Source organism: Mediterraneibacter sp. HA8405 (assembly GCF_056148955.1).
In genome coordinates this window covers 1,130,803-1,153,662 of record NZ_CM148758.1, presented here as the reverse complement: position 1 = coordinate 1,153,662, position 22,860 = coordinate 1,130,803, and the positions used below count along the sequence as shown (strand labels likewise).

The 22,860-nt window shown below is 48.4% G+C and carries 23 protein-coding genes; 5 read left to right on the top strand and 18 right to left on the bottom strand.

Going from position 1 to position 22,860, the window contains the following annotated elements; all coding sequences use genetic code 11:
* Positions 1 to 17: 17 nt before the first annotated feature.
* Together AC0QUU_RS05440 and AC0QUU_RS05435 are read left to right on the top strand one after the other, a co-directional pair.
* A complete protein-coding gene (locus AC0QUU_RS05440) occupies positions 18 to 1,688 on the top strand; it encodes an AAA family ATPase (protein ID WP_474545036.1) in 1,671 nt (556 codons plus the stop codon).
* Entirely contained in the window at positions 1,685 to 2,167 is a 483-nt protein-coding gene (locus AC0QUU_RS05435) for a MazG family protein (protein WP_474545035.1), read from the top strand. Before AC0QUU_RS05440 ends, AC0QUU_RS05435 begins: the two co-directional genes overlap by 4 nt.
* A gap of 16 nt (positions 2,168 to 2,183) precedes the next feature.
* Here the strand turns inward: AC0QUU_RS05435 and AC0QUU_RS05430 are convergent, their stop codons facing one another.
* The 3 genes from AC0QUU_RS05430 to glgB are packed head-to-tail and all read right to left on the bottom strand — an operon-like array spanning position 2,184 to position 7,421.
* On the bottom strand, positions 2,184 to 2,912 hold the full coding sequence (locus tag AC0QUU_RS05430; RefSeq protein ID WP_474545034.1) for an SWIM zinc finger family protein: 729 nt from the start codon (positions 2,910 to 2,912) through the stop codon (positions 2,184 to 2,186).
* Between the two features lie 55 nt (positions 2,913 to 2,967).
* On the bottom strand, positions 2,968 to 5,592 hold the full coding sequence (locus AC0QUU_RS05425) for a DEAD/DEAH box helicase (RefSeq protein ID WP_474545033.1): 2,625 nt from the start codon (positions 5,590 to 5,592) through the stop codon (positions 2,968 to 2,970).
* Positions 5,593 to 5,630: 38 nt separating this feature from the next.
* Positions 5,631 to 7,421: a 1,4-alpha-glucan branching protein GlgB gene (gene glgB, locus AC0QUU_RS05420; RefSeq protein WP_474545032.1), complete on the bottom strand. Its 1,791-nt coding sequence runs from the start codon at positions 7,419 to 7,421 to the stop codon at positions 5,631 to 5,633.
* 236 nt (positions 7,422 to 7,657) lie between these two features.
* Here glgB and AC0QUU_RS05415 point away from each other — a divergent pair, with 236 nt between their 5' ends.
* Together AC0QUU_RS05415 and AC0QUU_RS05410 are read left to right on the top strand one after the other, a co-directional pair.
* Positions 7,658 to 8,212, top strand: a complete 555-nt coding sequence (locus tag AC0QUU_RS05415) for a TetR/AcrR family transcriptional regulator (RefSeq protein WP_474545031.1) — start codon at positions 7,658 to 7,660, stop codon at positions 8,210 to 8,212.
* Positions 8,213 to 8,231: 19 nt separating this feature from the next.
* On the top strand, positions 8,232 to 8,480 hold the full coding sequence (locus tag AC0QUU_RS05410) for a hypothetical protein (RefSeq protein WP_474545030.1): 249 nt from the start codon (positions 8,232 to 8,234) through the stop codon (positions 8,478 to 8,480).
* A gap of 127 nt (positions 8,481 to 8,607) precedes the next feature.
* Here the strand turns inward: AC0QUU_RS05410 and AC0QUU_RS05405 are convergent, their stop codons facing one another.
* From AC0QUU_RS05405 to AC0QUU_RS05350, 12 genes are all read right to left on the bottom strand, one after another.
* Complete coding sequence (locus tag AC0QUU_RS05405; RefSeq protein WP_474545029.1) at positions 8,608 to 9,237, bottom strand: sugar O-acetyltransferase; 630 nt, start codon at positions 9,235 to 9,237, stop codon at positions 8,608 to 8,610.
* Positions 9,234 to 9,623: a DUF6483 family protein gene (locus tag AC0QUU_RS05400; protein WP_474545028.1), complete on the bottom strand. Its 390-nt coding sequence runs from the start codon at positions 9,621 to 9,623 to the stop codon at positions 9,234 to 9,236. Before AC0QUU_RS05400 ends, AC0QUU_RS05405 begins: the two co-directional genes overlap by 4 nt.
* A gap of 27 nt (positions 9,624 to 9,650) precedes the next feature.
* Positions 9,651 to 10,379, bottom strand: coding sequence for a class I SAM-dependent methyltransferase (locus tag AC0QUU_RS05395; RefSeq protein ID WP_474545027.1), 729 nt, complete (start codon positions 10,377 to 10,379; stop codon positions 9,651 to 9,653).
* A gap of 18 nt (positions 10,380 to 10,397) precedes the next feature.
* Positions 10,398 to 11,984 (bottom strand): uroporphyrinogen-III C-methyltransferase, encoded by a 1,587-nt coding sequence (cobA, locus tag AC0QUU_RS05390; RefSeq protein WP_474545026.1) that lies wholly within the window; start codon positions 11,982 to 11,984, stop codon positions 10,398 to 10,400.
* Between the two features lie 23 nt (positions 11,985 to 12,007).
* Positions 12,008 to 12,889 carry a hydroxymethylbilane synthase gene (hemC, locus tag AC0QUU_RS05385; protein WP_474545025.1) on the bottom strand — a complete coding sequence of 294 codons (882 nt, stop codon included), beginning with the start codon at positions 12,887 to 12,889 and terminating at the stop codon, positions 12,008 to 12,010.
* Positions 12,877 to 14,448, bottom strand: a complete 1,572-nt coding sequence (locus tag AC0QUU_RS05380) for a cobyric acid synthase (RefSeq protein ID WP_474545024.1) — start codon at positions 14,446 to 14,448, stop codon at positions 12,877 to 12,879. Before AC0QUU_RS05380 ends, hemC begins: the two co-directional genes overlap by 13 nt.
* Positions 14,445 to 15,494, bottom strand: coding sequence for a pyridoxal phosphate-dependent aminotransferase (locus tag AC0QUU_RS05375; protein ID WP_474545023.1), 1,050 nt, complete (start codon positions 15,492 to 15,494; stop codon positions 14,445 to 14,447). The genes AC0QUU_RS05380 and AC0QUU_RS05375 overlap by 4 nt, the downstream gene beginning before the upstream one ends.
* Positions 15,491 to 16,459, bottom strand: coding sequence for an adenosylcobinamide-phosphate synthase CbiB (gene cbiB / locus AC0QUU_RS05370; RefSeq protein WP_474545523.1), 969 nt, complete (start codon positions 16,457 to 16,459; stop codon positions 15,491 to 15,493). Before cbiB ends, AC0QUU_RS05375 begins: the two co-directional genes overlap by 4 nt.
* A gap of 132 nt (positions 16,460 to 16,591) precedes the next feature.
* Positions 16,592 to 17,404: an MBL fold metallo-hydrolase gene (locus tag AC0QUU_RS05365; RefSeq protein WP_474545022.1), complete on the bottom strand. Its 813-nt coding sequence runs from the start codon at positions 17,402 to 17,404 to the stop codon at positions 16,592 to 16,594.
* 16 nt (positions 17,405 to 17,420) lie between these two features.
* Positions 17,421 to 19,298 (bottom strand): ATP-dependent nuclease, encoded by a 1,878-nt coding sequence (locus AC0QUU_RS05360; RefSeq protein WP_474545021.1) that lies wholly within the window; start codon positions 19,296 to 19,298, stop codon positions 17,421 to 17,423.
* Positions 19,299 to 19,366: 68 nt separating this feature from the next.
* Positions 19,367 to 19,852 (bottom strand): HD domain-containing protein, encoded by a 486-nt coding sequence (locus AC0QUU_RS05355; protein ID WP_474545020.1) that lies wholly within the window; start codon positions 19,850 to 19,852, stop codon positions 19,367 to 19,369.
* Positions 19,849 to 20,448 (bottom strand): nitroreductase family protein, encoded by a 600-nt coding sequence (locus AC0QUU_RS05350; protein ID WP_474545522.1) that lies wholly within the window; start codon positions 20,446 to 20,448, stop codon positions 19,849 to 19,851. Before AC0QUU_RS05350 ends, AC0QUU_RS05355 begins: the two co-directional genes overlap by 4 nt.
* A gap of 278 nt (positions 20,449 to 20,726) precedes the next feature.
* Between AC0QUU_RS05350 and AC0QUU_RS05345 the strand changes: the two genes are divergently transcribed.
* Entirely contained in the window at positions 20,727 to 20,966 is a 240-nt protein-coding gene (locus AC0QUU_RS05345; protein ID WP_474545019.1) for a hypothetical protein, read from the top strand.
* Positions 20,967 to 20,972: 6 nt separating this feature from the next.
* Here AC0QUU_RS05345 and AC0QUU_RS05340 read toward each other — a convergent pair whose 3' ends face one another.
* The 3 genes from AC0QUU_RS05340 to AC0QUU_RS05330 form a co-directional block, all read right to left on the bottom strand.
* On the bottom strand, positions 20,973 to 21,710 hold the full coding sequence (locus tag AC0QUU_RS05340) for a GNAT family N-acetyltransferase (protein ID WP_474545018.1): 738 nt from the start codon (positions 21,708 to 21,710) through the stop codon (positions 20,973 to 20,975).
* An 11-nt stretch (positions 21,711 to 21,721) separates the two neighbouring features.
* On the bottom strand, positions 21,722 to 22,177 hold the full coding sequence (locus tag AC0QUU_RS05335; RefSeq protein WP_474545017.1) for a helix-turn-helix transcriptional regulator: 456 nt from the start codon (positions 22,175 to 22,177) through the stop codon (positions 21,722 to 21,724).
* Between the two features lie 123 nt (positions 22,178 to 22,300).
* Positions 22,301 to 22,825 (bottom strand): hypothetical protein, encoded by a 525-nt coding sequence (locus tag AC0QUU_RS05330; protein ID WP_474545016.1) that lies wholly within the window; start codon positions 22,823 to 22,825, stop codon positions 22,301 to 22,303.
* Positions 22,826 to 22,860: the final 35 nt, after the last annotated feature.

Sequence of the window (22,860 nt, the reverse complement as noted above, 5' to 3'; positions counted from 1 at the left end):
AAGGGAGGCGTTTCTGTATGGAATGGACACCATTGCCGGTCGGAGTGGAAAATTTTGAGGAAATTATTACAAAAGGCTATTATTATGTTGACAAAACATTATTGATAAAAGATCTGATCGATCTGCGTGGAAAAGTTAACCTCTTCACCCGGCCGCGCCGTTTCGGCAAAACACTGAATATGAGCATGCTCCGGTATTTTTTTGAAAAATCTCAGGAGGATCGTTCCCGTCTGTTTGCAGGAACGAAAATCATGAAAGCCGGAGAAAAATATCGAAAGGAAGCCGGACAGTATCCTGTAATTTCGTTGTCCCTGAAATCTATGAAACAAGGGAACTATGAATCGGCGTTTCACTGTCTGAAAGAGGATATAGCGCGGGAATTCAAAAAGCATCCGGAGATTTCCCAAAATCTGGACAGCAATGATGACCGCACAAAATATGATCTTTTGATGAATCGCAAAGCGGACGATAATGAATACCTTACATCACTGAAATTCCTCTCCGAGTGTCTGTACGCTTTCTACGGGAGGAAGACGGTCATCCTAATCGATGAGTATGACGTTCCTCTTGAGAATGCGTATTTCAGCGGTTTCTATGATAAGATGGTCCGCCTGATCCGCTCATTGTTCGAGTCGGCTCTCAAGACAAACGATACTCTGGAATTTGCAGTAGTCACAGGATGTCTGCGCATCAGTAAAGAATCCATTTTTACCGGATTAAATAATCTGAATATTGTTTCAATCATGGATACAGCCTACGCCGAACACTTCGGATTTACTCAAGACGAGGTGGATCAGATGCTTGTACATTACGGTCTTGAAGAAAATTTGAGCGCAGTCAGAGCATGGTACGACGGATACCAGTTCGGCAATACTGAAGTGTACAATCCGTGGAGCGTCATCAATTATGTAAATTCCTGCTATAACGACAAAAAAGCTCTGTTGAAACCCTACTGGTCCAATACCAGTTCCAACAGCATTGTCCGCACTCTCGTAGAACGGGCAGATATCTCGGTAAAGCAGGAAATCGAAGCTCTGATTGAGGGAAAGACAATCACAAAACCGATTCACGAAGATATTACTTACGACGATATGGACTCCACGCAGGACAACCTCTGGAACTTCCTGTTCTTTACAGGGTATCTGAAAAAGATCAGCCAACGCCAGGACGGCGAGGATATCCTTGTCGAAATGGCAATACCGAACAGTGAAGTCCGTCACATTTATAAAAACACTGTACTGCGGTGGTTTGAGGAGAAGACAAAGGAGAAGGAGCTTTCCCCTCTCTATGAAAGTATCTTAAACGGCGACTGCGATACTATGGCGCAGATCCTCTCTGACAATCTGATGGAAACAATCAGTTTTTATGACTATCAGGAGAGCTACTATCATGGTTTTCTTGCAGGGATGCTTAAAAATATCGGAAACTATATTGTACTCTCCAACCGGGAATCCGGGAACGGGCGTCCCGATATCCTGCTGAAATACCCGAGCGTCAGAGGGAAAGCTGTAATCATGGAGATCAAAATTGCCCGGACATATCAGGAACTGGAACGCAGATGTGATGAAGCGCTTAAGCAGATCGAAGACCAGAAGTATGAAGAAGCTCTGAGGCAGGAAGGCTATTCTGATATCCTGAAATATGGAATCGCATTTTACAGAAAGGAATGTATGGTAAAGCAGCCATGACAAAGTTTGAAGAATTTGAAGAAGTAATCGCCCGTCTCCGGGCTCCGGACGGCTGTCCCTGGGATCGGGCCCAGACCCATATAAGCCTGAAAAAGCCTTGTATTGAGGAGGCCGCGGAAGTCATCTGCGGCATCAATATTCTGGAGCAGACCGGGGATCCCGACAATCTGAAAGAAGAGCTGGGCGACCTGCTCATGCAGGTAGTATTTCACGCGCAGATCGCAGAGGAGGAAGGTCTGTTTACCATGGACGATGTAATCCAGACCGTAATCGACAAAATGATCCGCCGGCATCCCCATGTTTTTGGAGAAGCCACGGTATCTGATACCGGTGAAGTCCTGACGAAATGGGAAGACATCAAGAAGCAGGAAAAACAGGGAAAAGAGTGGGCAGACGAATATCTGCCCGAAGCCTTTGAGGAAGCCAAAGAACTGATCGAAGCCGCGAAAGAGCGGAAAGGGTTTAATAAACGTGAATAATTTTCTTTTTTAATACCTACAGCACTCCGAATAATGTCCCAATGTCGCCGTCATCCAGCACCCGGCTGCTTTTTCTGTCCATATTCGCAAGCAAGGCTTCCACACGATTTTCAAGGGCAACGTCAATAAATCTCCCCACATCAATTCCCCGCAGTTCAAAAAACAGGAGCGGATTTTCATCAAGCCTTGCGCCCACGCCGTACAGGGCTGCGGCAACATGCTTGCACATCAGAGCCCAGTCCGGGCAGCTGCAGTTAAAGCTGATCTCCCTCGGTTCAGGAAACAATCCTCCTTTTCCCTGAAAAAGCTCCTTCATTTCATCCGGAAAATTCCCTCCAAGCAGCGCCTCCAGATTTTCCAGTTTCTTTCCGCATCTTGAAAGGATATCCTGACATTTTTCCTCAGACAGCGGACTGATCCGTATCTCGACTTTATATGGAGTCTTACGGCTTCCCTGCACTCTTGCAAGGATTTTTCCCTTCTGGATCTTCAGATCTATAACTGAGCCGTTCCGCACATATCTCTTTCCTCTGCCCAGACGGCTCTCGTAATCTGCGTACCGTTCCAGATTGTCGCACCACGCCTTTCCCCACCATGTCTTCGCTATATTTCTTCCCTGAACCTGGACAGGCTCAAGGATCTTTCCTCTGCTCTGGGCTTTCTTTTTGCTGGCGTCGGATTTTCTTCGAAGTTCCCCTGCATCCGGCTGTTCATATCGTGGAAATTCATTCCAATACCTGCTCATACATCTTTCCTCCGTCCATTCTTACCGTCTGTTCCGTTTATTTGACCGTGCTCAACTATCTGCGTTCCAGCCGCAGCAGTGACATAAGCTCGTCGTTTCCAAGCTCAGTAATCCATTTTTCCCCGCCGGAGCCGATCACATTTTCCGCAAGCTCCTTTTTCGACTCTATAAGCGCGTTGATCTTTTCCTCTATCGTCCCTCTGCACGCCAGCTTATGCACCATCACATTCTTCGTCTGTCCAATTCTGAAGGCACGGTCTGTAGCCTGATTTTCTACGGCAGGATTCCACCACCGGTCAAAATGAATTACATGATTTGCTTTCGTCAGATTCAGTCCTGTTCCTCCCGCCTTCACTGACAAGACAATAAATGGAACATATGAATCTCCCTGAAATGCATCCACAATCTCTCCTCGCTTTGCTACCGGGGTGCCGCCGTGGAGCACATATCCGTCCGCATGAAAGATTTCTTTTAAGAAAGAGGCGAGATATTCCGTGATCTCCCTGAACTGCGTGAACACAAGCACACGCTCTCTTTTTTCATAAATTGTCTCACACAGAGATTTCAGCATCTGAAACTTCCCGCTGTCCGCCTCTGAAAATGCCTGCTGCCCCAGATACTGATCCGGATGGTTGCAGATCTGTTTCAGCTTCATAAGAACCGCGAGAACAAGCCCTCTTCTTTCTATTCCGTCTGAATTCAGAATTCTGTCTTCCATATCGGCGACAACCTTTCGGTAGAGAACAACCTGCTTTTTCGACATTTCTACATAATCAACCGTCTCAAGCTTGTCCGGAAGATCAGCTATAATACGTTTGTCTGTCTTTACTCTGCGCAGCATAAAGGGCGCCACCATTGATTTAAGGCGCGCATACTGCTCCGGATGCACGCCGAGCCCTTTCGTAAACTCCCTGAACTCTTTTGATGTGCCCAGAAGGCCTTTGTCCAGGAAATCAAATAAAGACCACAGATTTGACAGATCGTTTTCGATCGGAGTACCTGTCATAGCAATCTTCATGCGGCTTTTAAGCAGCTTTACTGCTTTGGTCTGATTTGTCAGAGGATTTTTGATCGCCTGCGCCTCATCAAGTATCACGCATTCCCACTGAATGTCCCGAAGCTCTTTTATTCTTGCGGCCATCCCGTAAGTGGTGACCGTAAGAAACGCAGATTCTTCCTTTACCTCCTGCCCCAATACGGCCGCGCCTCTGCCATGAAGAATCCTGATATCCATCCGCGGCACAAATTTTTCCGCTTCTTTTTCCCAGTTTCCGAGAAGTGATGCCGGAACGATAAGCAGTACCCGGGCATCCTTTTTCGTTTTTCTCATACGCTCCAGATATGCGAGCACCTGAAGAGTCTTTCCAAGTCCCATATCATCGGCCAGACATGCTCCGAACCCCAGCCGGTCCATATAATTAAGCCAGATATATCCGTCCTTCTGATATGGCCGCAGCTCCGCATATACAGTAGACGGAACTTTTATCCTGCGGATTTTCCCCGGATCTCTTAAATTTCTCAGAAGTCCGGAAAGCCATTTCCCGTTTGTGACAAGAGGGCCCACATCAGCATTTTTATCCTGACTGCCCATATTCATGCGCAGGGCGTCCATCAAAGTAATTTCGCCGTGGTTTTCCTCCATCTGCTTCAGCAGCTTTCTCAGCCGTTCATGATCGACTTCCACCCATTTCCCTTTCAGAAAAGCCAGTCCTTCCGTCTCTGACAAAAGCCTTCGGATATCTGCCTGAGTCAGCGGTATACCGTCAACTACCAGCCTCGGCTGCATTGAAACAATGCTGTCGAATCCCAGTACAGACGGTCTGTCTTCTCCAAGACTTACCGACATGGAAACTACCGACGCGCGCTTTCTCCACCAGTTCGGTATTCTGCACAGAATACCCGTCTTTTCTATATCTTCGATCTGCCGCAAAAATGTGTATGCCTCCTGCGTCGTCAATCGCAGAGGGTGGAACAGTTCTCCCGATTCCATAAATCCGGCAATCAGTCCCGATACCTCCGCAGCTTTATTCAGGCAGGATAAATGTTCAAGCAATTTATCTCTTTTCCCTTTATATTCAGTCAATGCATACCGCAGCGGAACATGACGTACTTTTCCGTCATCGCTTTTTGTCGCATAAGTCGCGAGAAAAGCAAACGGATAGTCGGCATCGTCCTTATTCTCCACCAGATGGAAGAAAATGCGCTCCGGCACATGCAGATCCTGATTTTTTTCTGTCAGATACAGTTCTACTGTGCCGCTGTAGCCTGCAATCTCTCTGCGGAAAATCCGGGTCAGCCCCTCAAATATATTTCTAATCCATCCTTCTGTTATATATTCTGCTCCGATAGCAAAAGGAGCACTTAATAGCAATTCTTCACACATTTCTTCTGGAACCGGCACCTGCACCTGTTCCCGCGCAAGTTCCAGTTCCGGAAGTTCAGTGAGCTGACGGAAAAATGCCGCCGCCGTTTGATAGAGGAAGCGGGCGGACTGCGTCATTTCTTTCGGAGCGGCTTGCAGACCCGTATCATAAAGAGCGGGAAGTCCGCTTTCCTTCGACCATCTTGTAATATCTTCCTGTTTCCATCCTCCGGCCGCTTCAGAGATATCCGGGCGGAAACCGTCCGGCGTAAATATAAATGATAGATTTTTATCCATATAACTGTCTTTCTGTTCCATATATGATGAAATTATTATACTAAAGACTCCGTAGTTTCTCAATCATTTATGACAACATAATATTCCGCAGAAAACGGTTTCAGCCGGAATGAGCAGCTGCCCTTATTTATCTTTACAACTTTTCTCTTCTCTTGTTCCGTACCTCCATAGCCCGGATCTTCACTGCTGAATACTTTTTTCAGCTCCTTTATGTTTTTACCCTGAATCTCAAATTCCTGATCCTGATCCGAGAAATTAAAGACCGCCATGATCCGCTCTTTTTCACTTTTTCTCTCAAATACATATACACACTTCTCCTGTGCATGGCACTCCAGCCACTGAAAGCCTTCCGTATCATAATCCATTTCAGAAAATGCCGGATGCTCCAGATAGAAGCGGTTCAGATCCTTCATAAACCGGTGGAAATCCTGATGGGCCGGATAATCCAGAAGATTCCAGTCCATTTCCCGCTTCTCATCCCACTCCCGGAAATGTCCGATCTCATTTCCCATAAAATTCAGCTTCTTCCCCGGATGAGCATACATATACATATAGAACGCCCTTGCCTGTGGAAACTTCATCTCATAATCCCCGTACATTTTCTGAAGAATCGTGGCCTTTCCGTGGACAACTTCATCATGGGACAGAGGCAGCAGATACCTTTCGTCGTAGTAATAAGACATGGAGAATGTCAGTTTATGGTAATCCCGTGTCCGGTACCCGGGAGCTGTCCGGAAATAATCCAGTGTATCGTTCATCCATCCCATATCCCACTTATAATCAAATCCCAGTCCGCCTTCTTTCGCGGATTTCGTGACTCCGGGAAATGACGTAGAATCTTCCGCGGCCAGAATTACAGACGGATGCCGTTCCTTCAGCCCCTGATTCATATATCGAAGAAATTCGACTGCATTGGAATTTACACCCCGTTCAGGCATTCCCTGCCAGTAGATAGCTCTGCTGATAGCGTCCATACGCAGTCCGTCCATATGATATTCGCTCAGCCAGTAATCCGCCGCGGACTGAAGGAAACTTCGCACTTCACCCCGGGAATGCATGAAGTTCCTGCTGCCCCACTCGCTGTTCCCCACATCCGAATGAGGATATTCGTACAGCGCCGTGCCGTCATAATTTGCCAGTGCGTAATCATCTACGGCGAAATGTACCGGAACAAAATCCAGAATAACTCCGATTTCGTTTTTGTGACAGGCATCCACAAAGGCCTTTAGCTGATCCGCTGTCCCATATCTTGATGTGGGACTGAAAAAACCGGTGCTCTGATATCCCCATGACTCATCGCAGGGATACTCATTCAGCGGCATAAGCTCCAGATAATTGTATCCGTTCTCCTTCAGATATGGAATCAGGATATCCGCCATCTCTTCATAGTTATACCACGCGTCCGGTTCCTCCGACGGCTTCTTAAATGAACCCAGATGCATTTCATAAATATTCATAGGCAGATTTCTGTGATCAGACCGCCTTTTCATCCATTTTTCATCATGAAACCGGTATCTGTCTGTTTCCCGGATAATGGACGCCGCATTCGGCCGCAGTTCCATCCCGTAACCGTAGGGATCACAATGATCAATCCATCTGCCCGTCTGATCATAAATACGATATTTGTACATCATGCCCGGCTTTGCTTCATCCGTTGCAAATTCCCAGAAATTGCCGTCATGTACGTTCTCCATGGGACTTTCTTCCCACTGATTGAACTCCCCGATCACGGAAATCCGGGATGCCGACGGAGCAAATGTGCGGAATACAGTTTTCCCCCCTTCAATATGAGCCCCGAGATATTTATATGCATCAAAAATCCTGCCGGTATAAAATCCATAAAAATCCATAATTTCCCTCCAATTTAATCGACAGCAGTTGTTTTTTGTTCTATAATCAGCTTATACGCAAAACAGGGAAAAAACTACCGGCAATTCCGGATATCTGTCGGAAAACCGACTGTTCCGCAAAAAATGTCGATTATATGGCACGCCTCATTTTGCGAACCGTCCGCCGCGAAACAATTATTAAAACATGCCTGCTGTTCCGCGGGATATTCACCATTAATATATGGGGGAAACAGGAAATGAGAAATACAGAAAAAAAGGCTGACCTGAGAATCCGGAAAACAGAAACCGCCATAAAAAATGCTTTTATCGAGCTTCGGGCAAAAAAGCCGCTGGAAAAAATCACAGTAAAAGAACTGTGTGATCTGGCGCTCATCAATAAATCCACGTTTTATACACACTATGAAGATATTTATGCGCTGTCAGAAGCCATGGAGCAGGAGACTGTCTCCTCGATTATCGGCGGTATTAATCATCTGAAGGACTACACGCCTGATAATTCCGATGCATTTACGCGTGAACTCTGCCTTGCATTTATGTCCCAGATCTCGCTCATCAAAATTCTGTTCTCCGGGAGAGGACAAAGCCATCTGGGCAGCCGTCTGGATTATGCGCTCAAAGAAGTGATCTTCCGGAAATATCCGGAATATAAAGAGGATCCGTCAAAACAGATCCTCCTCTCCTACTGTATACAGGGAACATACCATGCCTATCTGAGTAACCCCCGGACGGACACAGATACATTTGTGGAAACCGTGGAAAATATTGTAAGGTGCTTAAGGCCTTTATTGTAAAAAAGCTGAGGTGATCCAGATGATTTTGGAAACATATGATAAAGAACTGCACGATAAAACTCTGCGGCGCGAGGGGTATGAGGATGGATACAGCAAGGGAAAATCTACGGGCTATCTTGAAGGGATTAATGACGGCATCCGCCAGCTCATCTCCACTCTTCAGGAGGTTAATATTCCCCGTGAATCCACTCTTCTGAAACTTCAGGAAAAGTATGATCTTTCGCAGGAAGATGCGGAAAAATATATGACAGAATACTGGAAAGAATAAGAAATATTTCTCTGATATCTCCGGTCCATAATCACCGGAAGTACCAAAAGGCGCACTCCGGGATTACGGACGGCCGTCATCTCAGATAAGGGCTGCTGTTATATTCTTATTTCTTCCATCCGGAATTTTATCTTTCTGCACGGCTGCCGATATCCTCATCGGCAAAATATTCTTCTGCCTGCCGCGTCCAGTAATCCTTATCTTCCTGCGTGATCTTTCTTAATACTCTGCACGGATTCCCGGCTGCAATCACTCCGTCCGGAATGTCTTTCGTAACTACGGAACCGGAACCGATCACTACATTGCTGCCGATATTCACGCCGGGATTGATCACTGCATTTCCGCCGATCCAGACGTCATTTCCTATTGTTACACCCTTTGCATACTCAAGGTCCAGTCTGCGGATATCCGCGTCAATGGGATGTCCTGCCGTATAGATGCACACACGGGGAGCGATAAATACATGATCGCCGATCCGCACGTCAGCCTCGTCCAGTATGAGCAGACCGGTATTTGCATAAAAATGTTTTCCGATATAGATCTGGGTGCCTTTATCGCAGTAAAACGGCGGCACAATTACGGCGTCTTTTTCCAGATGTCCGAAAATACTCCTTAACAGCTCCATGCGCTCTTTTTCTTTCTGCCAGGGCATGGAGTTAAACTGTTCCAGAACTTCCCGGCTCTTTTCCCAGGTATTATCCCCCACTTTAAAAGGGCAGTAGATTTTTCCTGCCAGCATCCGTTCTTTTTCTGTCATATCTCGATGTCCTCCGTAAATGCGTCCAGCAGGCTGCCGTATCCGTAAAAGTTCACGACATATTTCAGGCCGTCCACTACTTCTTCTCTGGAATAGTCATGCTCTGCCAGAAATTCATCTGTCTTTCCGCTCAGTTTCTCATAGAACAGAAGAGCCATCTCAAAGTATGCCCTGTCGCCTTCTTTCAGACCGTCAATCAAAATATTCTCCGCCTCATTGATTTCCCCATCATCAATCATGGACAGCAGTTTTTTATACTGCTCTATTACTTCAAGGGATACTGGTTCTTTGTCATCTTTGTCAATATCTTTGTTAAAGATCAGCTTAATCAGTGTACGGATCCATTCATGTACGATCCGCATAATATAATCTTTATCTTCCAGCATGTCTTAAGTCCTCCGCTTTTCTACTTTTTACTGCTTTCCTGCCCGGATCATCAGCATCATAGGACGGCGCATCTCGTCTTTCATTCCCGGAACGTCCATCATCTCTCCGGATGGCCGGGCCTCTTCCAGCATATCAATCACAAATCCGCATTTCAGAAGCCCGTTTATAATCTGGGTCAGTGTGTGATGATATTTTATCACTTCACATCCAAGGAAATGTGTTTTCCTCTCCCCTGGATAAAAATAGTCATCCACCGGCCAGTACACAGGTCTGCCGCTTTCATCATAAATCCAGTCCTGTCCCACCCCTGCGGTAAAGACAGGATGTTCAATATTGAAAAGAAAATATCCGCCTTTTTTCAAAGTATGGTGTACCCGTTGAAAAACGGCTGAAATATCCGGGATATAGTGGAGCGCCAGATTTGACACCACGCAGTCCCATGCTTTCTCCGGATAGTCATACTCCTCAAGGGAAAGGGCTTCATACGTGATGCGCTCATCCTGGTTTCTCTTTTCTGCCTCGCGGATCATCCGCCGGCTTACATCAATTCCCAGAACTTTCGCTGCGCCCTGCTTCACAGCATATTTGCAGTGCCAGCCGTAGCCGCAGCCCAAATCCAATACGCGGCTGCCTTCCAGAGGCGGAAACATCCTGCGGAACTGATGCCATTCTCCCGCTCCCGCAAGCCCCTCTCTGCTTCGTGTCATCTGCGCATATTCATTGAAAAAATGCTCGTCATCATATTCGTTTTTCATATCCTGCCTACCTGTACCTTATCTGCAATTTCCGTATAACTCCACAATCTTTTCCGTCATAGCGTCCATAGACGCCTGTGCCGCAGTTTCTGTCTGCATCCCGTACTCAGCTGCCGCGCGGGCAGTCTGTTCCCCGATGCACACGGCCCGGATCCGGCTGTAATCCATCTCTCCCATAGCCCGTACAAATCCGCGGACTGTGGACGCGCTGGTAAATGTCACTGCGTCGATCTCCCCGCTCTCCAGCATATCCGTCACGGTTTCTTTCAGAACCGGATTCACCTCATACACCGTCCGGTACAGAGGAATATCCTCTGCGGTAAGTCCTGCCTCTGTAAGGGGCGGAATCAGATCTTCCGATCCTTTCTCTGCCCGGGCAATCAGCACGTGTTCTCCCGGCTGTGACAATTCTGCCAGCCTTTTCCCCAGTTCGCCGGCGCTGTATGTTTCGGGCACCGCATCGGGAAACAGGCCATGTGCTTCAAGGGCGGAAGCGGTTGCCGAACCGATCGCCCCGATCCGGACCGTTCCCCTCCCTCCCAGGACATTTCTCAGGTCTGCCTTCATTTCTTTTAATGCGTCAAAAAAGACTGCCACACCAATGGGACTGGTGAATACAAGCCATTTTCCGCAGTCTCTCTCCCTGAACTGCGCAAGCGCACATCTCAGCAGTTCATTCGGAGAAATGGGTTCCGTATGGATGGCCGGCATTTCAATCACCTGAGCGCCCAGCTCTCTCAGGCGTTTTGCAAGTGCGGAGAGGTTCTGCCTGGGCCGGGTCAACAGGAACTGACGGCCGCCTAAGATCCTGTCTTCCGCCCAGTGAAGTTCCTCCGCCAGCGCGCAGACTTTTCCCACAAGGATAATAGCCGGGGTACGGATATCCGCCCGGTCCGCTGCCTCCTTCAGAGTGCTCACTGTGGCGGTTACTCTTCTCTGCCGCGCCGTCGTTCCCCGCTCCAGCACCGCCGCAGGCATATCCGGATCCATCCCGGCATCCAGCAGTCCTCTTAATATCTTTTCCATAGAGGACACACTCATCAGAAATACAAGAGTACCATTGAGACGCACCAGAGAATCAAAATCAATACTCAGTTTGCCGTCCTTTCTGGCATGCCCGGTAATTACATGAAAAGAGGAGGTATAATCTCTGTGGGTCACCGGTATGCCCGCATAGGCCGGAACCGCCACGGAAGACGTAATGCCCGGCACTGCTTCAAAGGGAATGTCCGACTGTACAAGCATCTCCAGTTCCTCTCCCCCTCGGCCGAAGACAAAGGGGTCTCCGCCTTTCAGGCGAAGTACGTTTTTCCCTTTTTCCGCCTCCCTCACAAGAATCTGATTGATCTCTTCCTGGGGCACCGGATGCTTTCCCGCATGTTTGCCCACATAGATTGTCTCTGTATCCCGTGGAATGCGGCTCAGCAGTTCCGCGCTGATCAGGGCGTCATAGACGATTACATCTGCCCGTTCAATCAGTTCAGCAGCCTTCACTGTCAGAAGTCCGGCGTCCCCCGGACCTGCGCCGGCAAGCCATACTTTTCCGGTTCTGCCGCTGTTACCTTTTTTTCTCTTCTTTTCTGATCCATTCTGATTTACTGTCATTGTGCTGTTCCTTCCTGGATTATTTATCCCTGTTCCATCATCCGCAGCGCCAGCGTCTCTCCTGCCTGCCGCGCTTCAGATATGTCAGTCACAAAGGTGTTCACCGAGTACTCCCGGGAGTCCTCCTTATAATAGAGTCCTGTCAGTTTCAGTTCACTGCCGCTTATCTGCGCATGGGCGGCACAGGGTGAAGTACAGTCTCCTCCGGTCACCCGGATAAACTGCCGTTCCGCCTGCGCTGCTGCCCGGCTCTCCGGCGCGTCTATCCGGGCCGCCCAGCCGTAATTATCTCCTTTTCTTCCCTGTACGGCCAGAATGCCCTGGCCTGCCGCCGGGATCATTTCATCCACTGACAGATAACGGCTGATTACCGATTCCATCCTGAGCCGCTTCAGTCCTGCTGCCGCAAGCAGAGTTGCGTCGTAGCCCTCTGTCTCCAGTTTTTTCATTCTTGTCTGCACATTTCCCCGGATTCCCCGGAAGCTGCAGTCCGGCACCAGTTTTTCCATCTGTATCATTCTCCGCCTGCTGGACGTACCGATCAGAGGATGTTCCGGAAGATTGTCCAGATCCGGCCGGTACAGAAGCACGTCCCTGGGGTCTTCCCTTTTCCCGTATGCCAGGATTGGCAGCTCCGGATTCTCTTCCATAGGCATATCCTTCAGGCTGTGCACAGCAATATCAATCCGTCCGTCCAGAAGCGCCCGGTCCAGCTCTTTTACAAACAGCCCTTTTCCGCCGATCTTCGCCAGGCTTTTATCCAGGATCTTATCTCCTGTTGTTTTCATTGTAATGATCTCAACCTTCACTTCCGGATCGCACCTTAAAATCTGATCCCGGATGATCTCTGCCTGTCTTACCGCAAGCAGGCTCTCCCTGCTGCCGATTCTGATTACAGACTGCATGGCGCATCATTTCCTTTCTCTATAATCTGATAGATTCGTTCCATATCCAGGCTCTCCCGGATAATATCCGCAAGCCTGTCATACTGTTCTTCCTTATATGCTTTCCAGTCCCTCGCCTGAATCTGTGACGGGTCGTATCCTTTGCGCTTCAGAAGCGCGCTTATAAATCCTTCGGCACAGCCCGGAGCGTCAAAGATGCCATGGACATAACATCCGTAAACATTGCCCCGCTGCGCCCCGTCCGGGCGGAGCCGGCCTGCTCCGGATATATTTTCTGCCTCTGTTATATCAGTAAATTCCACAAGTGATCCGGCATGGGAACTTCCCACGGGATCTTCTCCCTGCAGAGGCGAACTTTCTCCCATATGGATCTCATATCCTTCAAATTCCATGCCGGACAGATCTTTCAGTATTCCCCGGAGTTCAAGGAAATGTCCCTGTATTCTTGTCCGTCGCTTTTCCAAGGTAAATCTGGTCCGGACCGGAAGCAGCCCCATCCCTCTGACCGTTCCTTTCTGCTCCACGCCCTCAGGGTCGGAAATCTCTGCTCCCAGCATCTGATACCCGCCGCAGATGCCGAACACAATGCCTCCTTCTGACGCGTACCGCAGTATTTTCGCTTCCAGTCCGTTCTGCCTCATCCATAACAGATCCCGGATCGTATTCTTGCTGCCCGGCAGGATCACAGCGTCCGGCTCTCCGAACTCTGCCGGAGAACTGACATATCTGACCCCTGCTTCCTCACTGGCTTCCAGAGGAGCAATATCCGTAAAGTTGGAAATTCTGGGCAGCCGGATCACGGCCACATCCACAAGCCCTGTACTCTGCTTTTTCTGAAACCGTTCCGTCAGGCTGTCCTCTTCGTCAATATCCAGATAAAAATAGGGCACCACTCCCAGCACGGGAATCCCGGCCCGCTCCTCCAGCATGGCAAGTCCCGGCTTCAGGATCGACACATCCCCCCGGAATTTATTGATGATCAGTCCCTTGATCCGCTGCCGTTCTTTTTCTTCAAGAAGCATAACCGTGCCGATCAGCTGGGCGAACACACCGCCTCTGTCTATGTCCCCGGCAAGCAGGACCGGCGCGTCAACCAGCTCCGCCAGCCCCATATTTACAATATCATCCTTTTTGAGATTGATCTCCGCAGGACTTCCCGCCCCCTCGATCACAATCACGTCATATTGCCGCTTCAGTTTCTCGTATGCTTCCATTATATAAGGAATATATTCTCTTTTATGCCGGTAGTATTCCACCGCCGGCATGACGCCGACAGGCTTCCCGTTCAGGATCACCTGGGATCCGGTATCGTTGGTCGGTTTCAGCAGAATCGGATTCATAGCCGCGGAGGGTTCTATTCCCGCCGCTTCCGCCTGCATCACCTGAGCCCTGCCCATCTCCAGACCTTCCTTTGTGATAAAAGAATTGAGGGCCATATTCTGGGATTTAAAAGGCGCCACACGATAGCCGTCCTGCTTCAGGACACGGCACAGTCCGCCTGCCAGGATGCTTTTCCCCGCATTTGACATCGTTCCCTGTATCATAATTGAGCCTTTCATCTGCCGGCCTCCTTTATTATCTTCTCAAGCGCCTGGATAAGGATCTGATTTTCCCTTCGTCCCCGGACTGCGGTCCGGTACCACCCCTTTTCCAGTCCTCTGTAATCCGAACAGTCCCGGATTAAAATATTATGCTTCTTCAGCTCATGAAACAGATCGATCCTGCTGTGCATCAGAATATAATTTGCATCCGAAGGAACATATTCAATCCCCAGCCGCTGCAGCTGCTCTTCCAGAAATCTTCTCTCCTCAGAAATAAGCCTGCCCGCTTCTCTTACCCGCGCTTCCTCGTCCAGCGCCGCAATTCCCGCTTCCTGGGCAGGAACGGACACGCTCCAAGGCTGACGCATCTGCTCCATCTTCTCTGTCAGACCAGCGTCCGATGTAATCCCGTATCCCAGCCTGAGTCCGGGCATGGCGAAGGTTTTCGTAAATGCCCGCACAACAGTAAGATAAGGACAGCGGGCCGTCTCATTCATTACGGAATGCTTCTCCGGTTCTTCCAGAAGCCCGGCGAAACATTCGTCCACTATAAGGCGTATCTGAAACTTTTCGCAGAGCCGGATCACTTTGAGAAGAAGCCCTCTGTCGATTACAGCTCCCGAAGGGTTTCCGGGTGAACACAAAAAAATAATATCTGTCTCTTCATTCAGTTCAGACAGAAATCTTTCGTCAATACAGAAAGAATCCTTTCTCTCTGTCTCATAATATTTTATTCTGCACCCCACCGTATTCAACGCCCGCTCATACTCTGAAAAAGCCGGCACGGGAAGAAGAGCCTGCTTCGGCTTTTCCGCCAGTACCAGCGTATAGAAAATTTCTGCCGCTCCGTTTCCGAATACATAATAGGCTTCCGGCAGTCCCTGACGCCGGGCCAGTTTTTTCCGCAGTTCTCTGCACTGACAGTCTGGATAGGCTCCCGCCTTCTCTATTCCCCGCTTTGCCGCCTCCGCCACATACTCTGACATTCCCAGAGGATTGACATTTACTGAAAAATCCACTACTTCTCCATATGTATATATATCTCCGCCATGACTGTATCTCATGCTGCTCCTCCCAGAAAAATCAGAGCGGCCTTTATGCCCCCGCACAGGAACAGGACCAGAAGCGCCGTCACATACATCAGTCTCTGTGTCCGCCGGATATCCTGTGGTTCAATCGGACGCAGACTGTCCCCGATAAATTCTTTTTTATATAATTTCCCAAAGTACACTGCATCCCCGGCAAGCTGCACCCGGAGAGCGCCCGCGCAGACGGATTCCGTCTGGGCCGCATTTGGACTTGCGTGTTTTTTCCGGTCTCTTCTGTATATCTTCCATGCGTTTTTCCCGTCCAGCCCGGTCAGATATGCCGCCGCGATCATAAGAAGAGCAGTAAGCCGCGCGGGAATATAATTAAAAATATCATCCATTCCGGCCGGAACGCGTCCGAAGTACAGATATCTGTCATTCTTATATCCCAGCATGGAATCCATTGTATTGACTGCCTTATAGAGGAATCCCAGCGGCGCGCCGCCGATCATCAGATAAATCAGAGGCGCTGTCACACCGTCGGAAGTATTTTCGGCCACCGTCTCCACCGCCGCTTTGGTTACCCCTTCCGCACTCAGGCTCTCCGTATCCCTTCCCACAATCATGGATACAGCCCGGCGGGCGCCGGGCAGGTCATCCTCCTGAAGCCGGTCATATACTTTTCCGCTCTCCCTGCACAGACTCCTGGCCGCCAGAATCTGAAAGCACCAGAAGGCCTCCAGCACGAACCCCAATCCCGGATGAATCCTGTATGCCAGAAAAAGAGCCCCCAGAGGGAACAGAAAAGACAGCCCTGCAATAACCAGCCAGAGAGTCCCTCCTGCCGCCGTCAGATGTTTTTCTCCGCATATCCTGCGCAGAATCCGTTCTCCCAGCTCAATCCCTTTTCCGATCATCCGGACCGGATGATAGATCCACGCCGGGTCTCCGAATATAAAATCTAAAATAAAGCCTGTCACGCAGGCCGCAAGTGAAATCATCAGTTGTGCCACATTTCTTTCCATCCTTTATCTGTCTGTGCCCCGGATACTCCGGCTATGCTGTCTATCATAACACATTGTACCCGGCCTGTGAAATGAAAGTCAGACGGATCCGCAGAAACCGTTCTGCGCTTAAAATTCCATCTCCAGTCCCACGCACAGCTGATGAACTGTGCCGCCCAGCTCCCGGGAAAGAATCCGGTAACCATTATCGCCGGTGCAGTGCCCGGTATAAATCTGCTCCACTCCTGTCTGCCGGAGCTTTTCCGCGAATGCCCGGATATAATCGTCGTCTTTATTGTGCAGATGGAACCCTCCGATCATGGCCAGAACCCGTCTGCCCGGATACTCCGCTGATACTTCTCTGATAATGTTATCTGCCCCGCCGTGGGAGCAGCTGTTCAGTATGACAATGCCATCCCCGCACTCCAGCACCAGACTCTGTTCATGCGCAAAACAGTCCGTCATCCATCCGTCATCCTGTTTCAGAAACATCTTTTCTCTTCTTCCTGCCTTTTCAAGCTGCGGCGTATGATGTGCGATAAGCCGGATGCCTTCATCCAGCTCCTGATCTCCCCGCACACAGACCAGTCTGTCCCTGTATTTCTCCAGCATGCCTTTCCGGATTCCGATATATTTCATACGGCCCTCTTTGACCCGGTAGCAGTTCTCCCGGCAGGATTCCTGCAGCCAGAGCTTTGCCCTGCTGTTTCTGTCAAGAAAAACAGACATCCCGTCTGCATGATCATAATGGGCGTGGGAAAGGACCGCATAATCCACATCTGCAAGACTTAAGCCCAGTTTATCCGCATTTTCCGCGAATATTCCCGACTGTCCCGCATCCAGAATCAGCTTCCGCCCGTGATATTCGATATAAAAACTCAGGCCCCACTCACCGGTAAGGCCGTCTCTTCCGATATTGTCTGTCAATACTGTTATTCTCATATTTTCCCCGGCACAGTCAGTCTGCGCTCTCTTTCTTCCTGCTCTCAAAATAAATAAACCGGTCGATGGAATCCAGAATATCAGCGAAATCCTCCCGCGGCGACTGATCAATGTACCGGCTGAGTATCTCCTGTTCCTGCTCTTTGTACCGGCCGTAATAAATGTCGTACAGATTGTGGCCCCGCAAGTGAATCCGGATCTCCTCCATATGGGCTTTTACATCCTCAACTGTCTCAAAATCCCGGCCCAGCACTGCCAGCAGTTTCTGTCCGCTTCTCAGCCGATGGAGATACTCTCTCCATTTCTCAAGAAAGATTTCATAAAACTGCTCCTCCGACTCTATAACCCCGATCCGGGCCATCACCTTCGGATCAAGGAAATAATTTTCAAAAGAATAATATTTCAGAATCAGCACATTCTTTTCCGTAACCCGGGGCAGACGGTCCACATCCTCCTCATTTCTCCGGGCATAATACTTACAGAGCTGGGATTTCAGTTCTTCACTGTCCTTCCCGTCGCCGTCCCGGATCATGAGAAAATTATCCCGGATATAAATCTGATTCATATATTTCAGATTTGCATAGGTCTTGATGTTGGTACAGCTGTTCGTCGTAATAATCGCGATCCGTGAAAGCTTTCCCTCACTGTCATATGTCTCTGAATAATATTTCCGGATCAGAAGCGGAAGCCGGCTCTTGTCCTGCTTACCTTCTACAATAAACACGAAATTTACATTCATCAGGTCATTGGCTGAATATCCCAGATCATCCAGAACAGCGCTGATATCTGTTTTCTCCCGCACCTCCGACATGCCGTCGTCATTTAAAAATACCTGCCGGATCTGCCTGCTGTTAAAATTGGACAGAAGATTCGGGGAATGGGTGGAAAACATGACCTGATTCTTTCTGGACAGCCGGTACAGAATATCTCCGGAAACTTTCTGAAGCTTCGGATGAAGAAAAATCTCCGGGTCCTCCACCATAATAATATCCGCATTCTGCATGCCCTCTTCTTCATAAGCTTCCAGAAGAGACAGCATATAAATACTCCTCATTCCTTTGCCCATGCTCCCTGCCGGACGTTTCTCCTGATATCCCGCCTGCCGCACTTCTGCCGTTACAGCCAGCGTCCGTTCAATATCCAGATTCATGGAGTAGACGATCTCATCCCTGCCCCCGTTTCTTCGGAAATTTTCATTGACTCTCCGGGAAAATGCGTCCAGATTCAGATTGTACAGCTTATATTCCAGCAGTTTTGCCGCCTCAAATGCATTCAGCTCTTCCGTTTTTTTCTTATGAATCAGACCGATACAGGAAAAACAGTGATTGCATTCCTTTGCCATATCAAACATACAGTACCCGGAACGCATCTGCTTGAGCAGATCATCCTCCTGCATCATCAGAAGGTCGGCCTGAAACTTCTCCAGATTCCTCTGGGTATCCATAAAATAAATATGGGGAAAGATCTGTGGAATGTAGCTGTTGTTTTTCTGATATCCGTCACTGTAACGGATCCGTCCCTCCCTGTTGACGGAAAACTCAAAAGCCAGCATGCCGCCGGACGCTTCTCCCGGTTCAAAGGAAGGCAGCTTCCTGCAGAAATCCCGGTACCATGCCTCATATCTGCGGTAGGAGCTGACCAGTCCGAATCGGTGAAACCGCTTCAGGTCTTCATCTGTAATCTGAAGTACTGACTGAATTTCCACATTCGGAAAATTTTCCCTGAAGTCCTCTTCCTGCACAGTATAGTCCCCGCCCACGGCCCGCACAGCGTCCAGGACAGCTGTTTTGCCCGTGTCGTTTTTTCCCACCAGTATAAGCGCATTTTCAATATCCCGGATATGCATGTCTCTGATGGACTTGAAATTCCGGATTCTCAGATCTGTAATCTGCATCCTTTCGCCTCCTGTCATGAATCTTCCTGCAGGCCTCTGATACAAAATAACTTCTGAAACAATACTTTTTATAATGAATAAATGGATTCCAGCATATGAGTGCCGCTCTCTGTCTTAAACACGCGTTCCCGGAACTTACATATGGCCTCATGGCTGTACTGTGATTCGTCCGCATTTACCAGATAATCCGCTTCAAGTAGAATCTGATAATCCATTCCTTCTACATTTGTATATGTATGATGGTGTGTCACCAGGTAGATAATCCGCTCTTCCATTTCTTCCGGAAGGGTAAATTCTGAAAGAAATGTCCTCAGCAGATCTTCGCTTTCCGCCTCCTGATGATTCCCGTTTGTATTTCCGTACTTCTCCCGGCAGAGCGGACAGGCAATATCATGGACAATCGCCGCGATCTCCAGTGTATCCTGAGTCTTCTCATCCAGCCCCTCCAGACGCCCGATGGTCTGCGCGTAGGCATATACTTTCAGGAAATGCCGCACGTCTGAACGGTTTCCTCTGTAAAAATCAATCATCTTATTCACAATTCTTTCTTTCATGCTTCTGCCTCCTGTCTCCATTCTGTAACACAGCTTATATCCTTCCGCGGCCGCGGCGCGGGATTTTCATCTGCATATCCCACGGCCAGCGCTACGTAAAGCGCGCCTGCATCTCCCAGCCATTCTGTCAATTCATCATATGCGAAATAAGTATCACAGATCCACAGACTTCCAAGTCCGAGCTCTGTTGCCGCCAACGTCATATTCTCTATTGCCGCTCCAACAGACTGCGCATTACAGATTTCATAAATTCTTTCCTCAGCGTCCATCTTCTCCCGGATATCTGTTCCATTTCTGTTTGTTACAAATATAATCACCGGTGCCTGTTTCATAATACTTAAAGTATATTCCGCTCCCTTCAGCAGTTTTCTGCTCTCTGGAAGCAGAGGATTTATTCTTTCCCGGTTCAGACCGTCCTCCATAACATGAAGCATCTCTTTTTTCGCCTCTCCCTGAACAACTGTAAATTTCCAGGGCTGCCTGTTCTTGGACGACGGAGCCAGCGTACCAGCTCTTAGTATTTCCTCTATATATGGCCGCGGCACTTCATCTGTCCTGTATCTCCGAATACTTCGTCTGTCCTTTATGGCATCTATCATAATAACAAAGTCTGCCTTTCCTGATCTGTATAATATCTTCTTTTCATACTGCCAGATTATTGTATCATTCTTCACAATCCAGTGTCTATACTTTTGTACAATATGACTCTGTAACACCTCGGATAGCACGTACTGCGACTTTGCGAATGGCGCGTGCCGGGTTGTTGCCTTGTTTTCCCATATCTCATAGATTATAATGAAGGTGTAATTATTGAAACGTGAACCACATAATGTTCAGGGATATCCTGACAGATCAAAAAGCAGAGGTGATCCAGATGATATTGGAAACATATGATAAAGAACTGCATGATAAAACGCTGAGAAATGAAGGTTATGAGACTGGTAAAACTGCAGGTATCTCTTCTGAACGTGAAAACGGTATTTCACGGCTTCTGTCTGCTTTACAGGAGCTGAACATTTCCCAACGGGATGCATATACAAAACTGAAAGAAAAATACAGCCTCTCAGATGAAGAGGCTGAAAAATATCTGAAAAAATACTGGGAGGTAGTGTAACTCTTCTCAGTATTTTATTCTGCCGACTATATCATCATAAACAGAACTTCCATCCAGTATGGTTCCGAATGTATCAACCCACATCGGTATATATCCGCTCCTGTGAGCAGTCCGCTGTGATCCGATATTCGTTACAGACGCAGAGTAGAACGGCACAATATCCCGTTCCGTAAGTTCATTCGTCAGCCTGCTCACAAGATAAGTTCCCACTCCTTCTCCCCGATATTTTTCTCTGACGTCAACGCCAACCTCCCAGAAAGAATCTACAGAAGTTCCTGACGCCCCGGCTATACCGATAATATCTTTTCCATCTCCTGCAATGCAGACTGCTCTTGCTACCGTGCTGCCGTCCTCTTCAAAAACCAGTGAATTGTCAAAACCTGTCAGGCCCTGCAGAGCCAGGATCTCTTCATCCAAAAGGACATCACATCTGTACCGGAAGTGTACCGATGCATACTGACAATGTCCGTAATCCGGCACATAATGGATTGTCTGCCCGTATACAAACGGCAGTTCAAATATCTCGTCCCTGCTCTTTCCCTGCAGAAGCCATCTGAGCCTGCCGGACAATTCTTCCGAAGAACAGACCGCAACGCAGTTTTTATAAGCCAGTATTTTGAGATACGGCTTCTTTGCGTCTGCCTTTACAGTGAAAACTGTCTGATTCCCCCTCAGGCAGGCTTTGCTTAAACAGAACTGACCAGAGAGCAGTTCTTCTATTTTATTTTCAATTAACTGTTTCATAACCCTTCCTCTCAATATAGCCGGTCCAGCTGCCGGGATATGCGGTATCTGACCGCAAATGCCGCGGCCTCCGCGCACACGGCAAACAGGATCACCCATCCCGGGACAGGGATTTCCAGCTGAACCCGGCATAAAATCGTAACCGCAAGAAATATTCCTGCTATAAGCTGGATAAACTCCATAATCCGTTTCCGTTTTTCTTCCAGTTCTTTCCTGCTTTTTACAATATCGGAATGAAACGGCAAGTCATTTTTTGTGAATTCTTTCAGATCCTCATCTGATATCAGTTCGTCCAGACTGACGTCCAGCTCCACTGCCAGCTTTTTCGCCATAATAAGATCCGGGCATCTGCTGCCGTTCTCCCACCGGCATACAGTCTGTCTTGATACATACAGCTTATCCGCCAGCTGCTGCTGGGTCAGTGAATGCTCCTCTCTCAGTCTTTTGATATTATCACCTAATGCCATATTACACAGCCTCCTTTTCTTTACTTCAACTATATAACACTGCATTCTGAGTGAAAAGTTCCATTCCCGATTCTGTATGTTTCCATTCCGGTAACAGTATATTCCTGCCGGTCAGACTGCCGTTTACAATCCGTACCGTTCTTTAAAGTCCTCATACTGCTGTTCCCGTAATTCTTCCACTCTCTGTTCTCTTGCCCGGTCAGCAAAATGAAGAGGTATGGATGCCACAGCCAGAATGAGCACGCCACCGATTCCCATCAGAATCAGCCAGCGGATTCCCGCGCGAAGCACAGGTCTGGTCATCATCTGATTGAGCTCATTGATATTGAGCACCTGTGCGTATCTCTTTTTCCCGCAGCAGGGACATTGGAATTTTTTTGCATAATAACTGTACTGCGGACGGTTTACAGAAGCCCCTCCCTGTATTTTCGTTCTGGTTACACTTCTGTATTTTGACATATAGCTTTTTGTAAATTCTTCAGCACTCACTTCATACTCCGTACCGCATTTTTCACATTTCACATGTCCGATAAAATCAGCCCCCGCAACTACATCCCTGCCGTGATGTATAAACTGAATACCGCAGAAAATAACCCAGGCCAGCAAAACGAGGCCCATAATTGTCAGTATAATAATTTCGGCAAACATTAGCCGATTCCTCGCCATCTATAATTTATTTACCA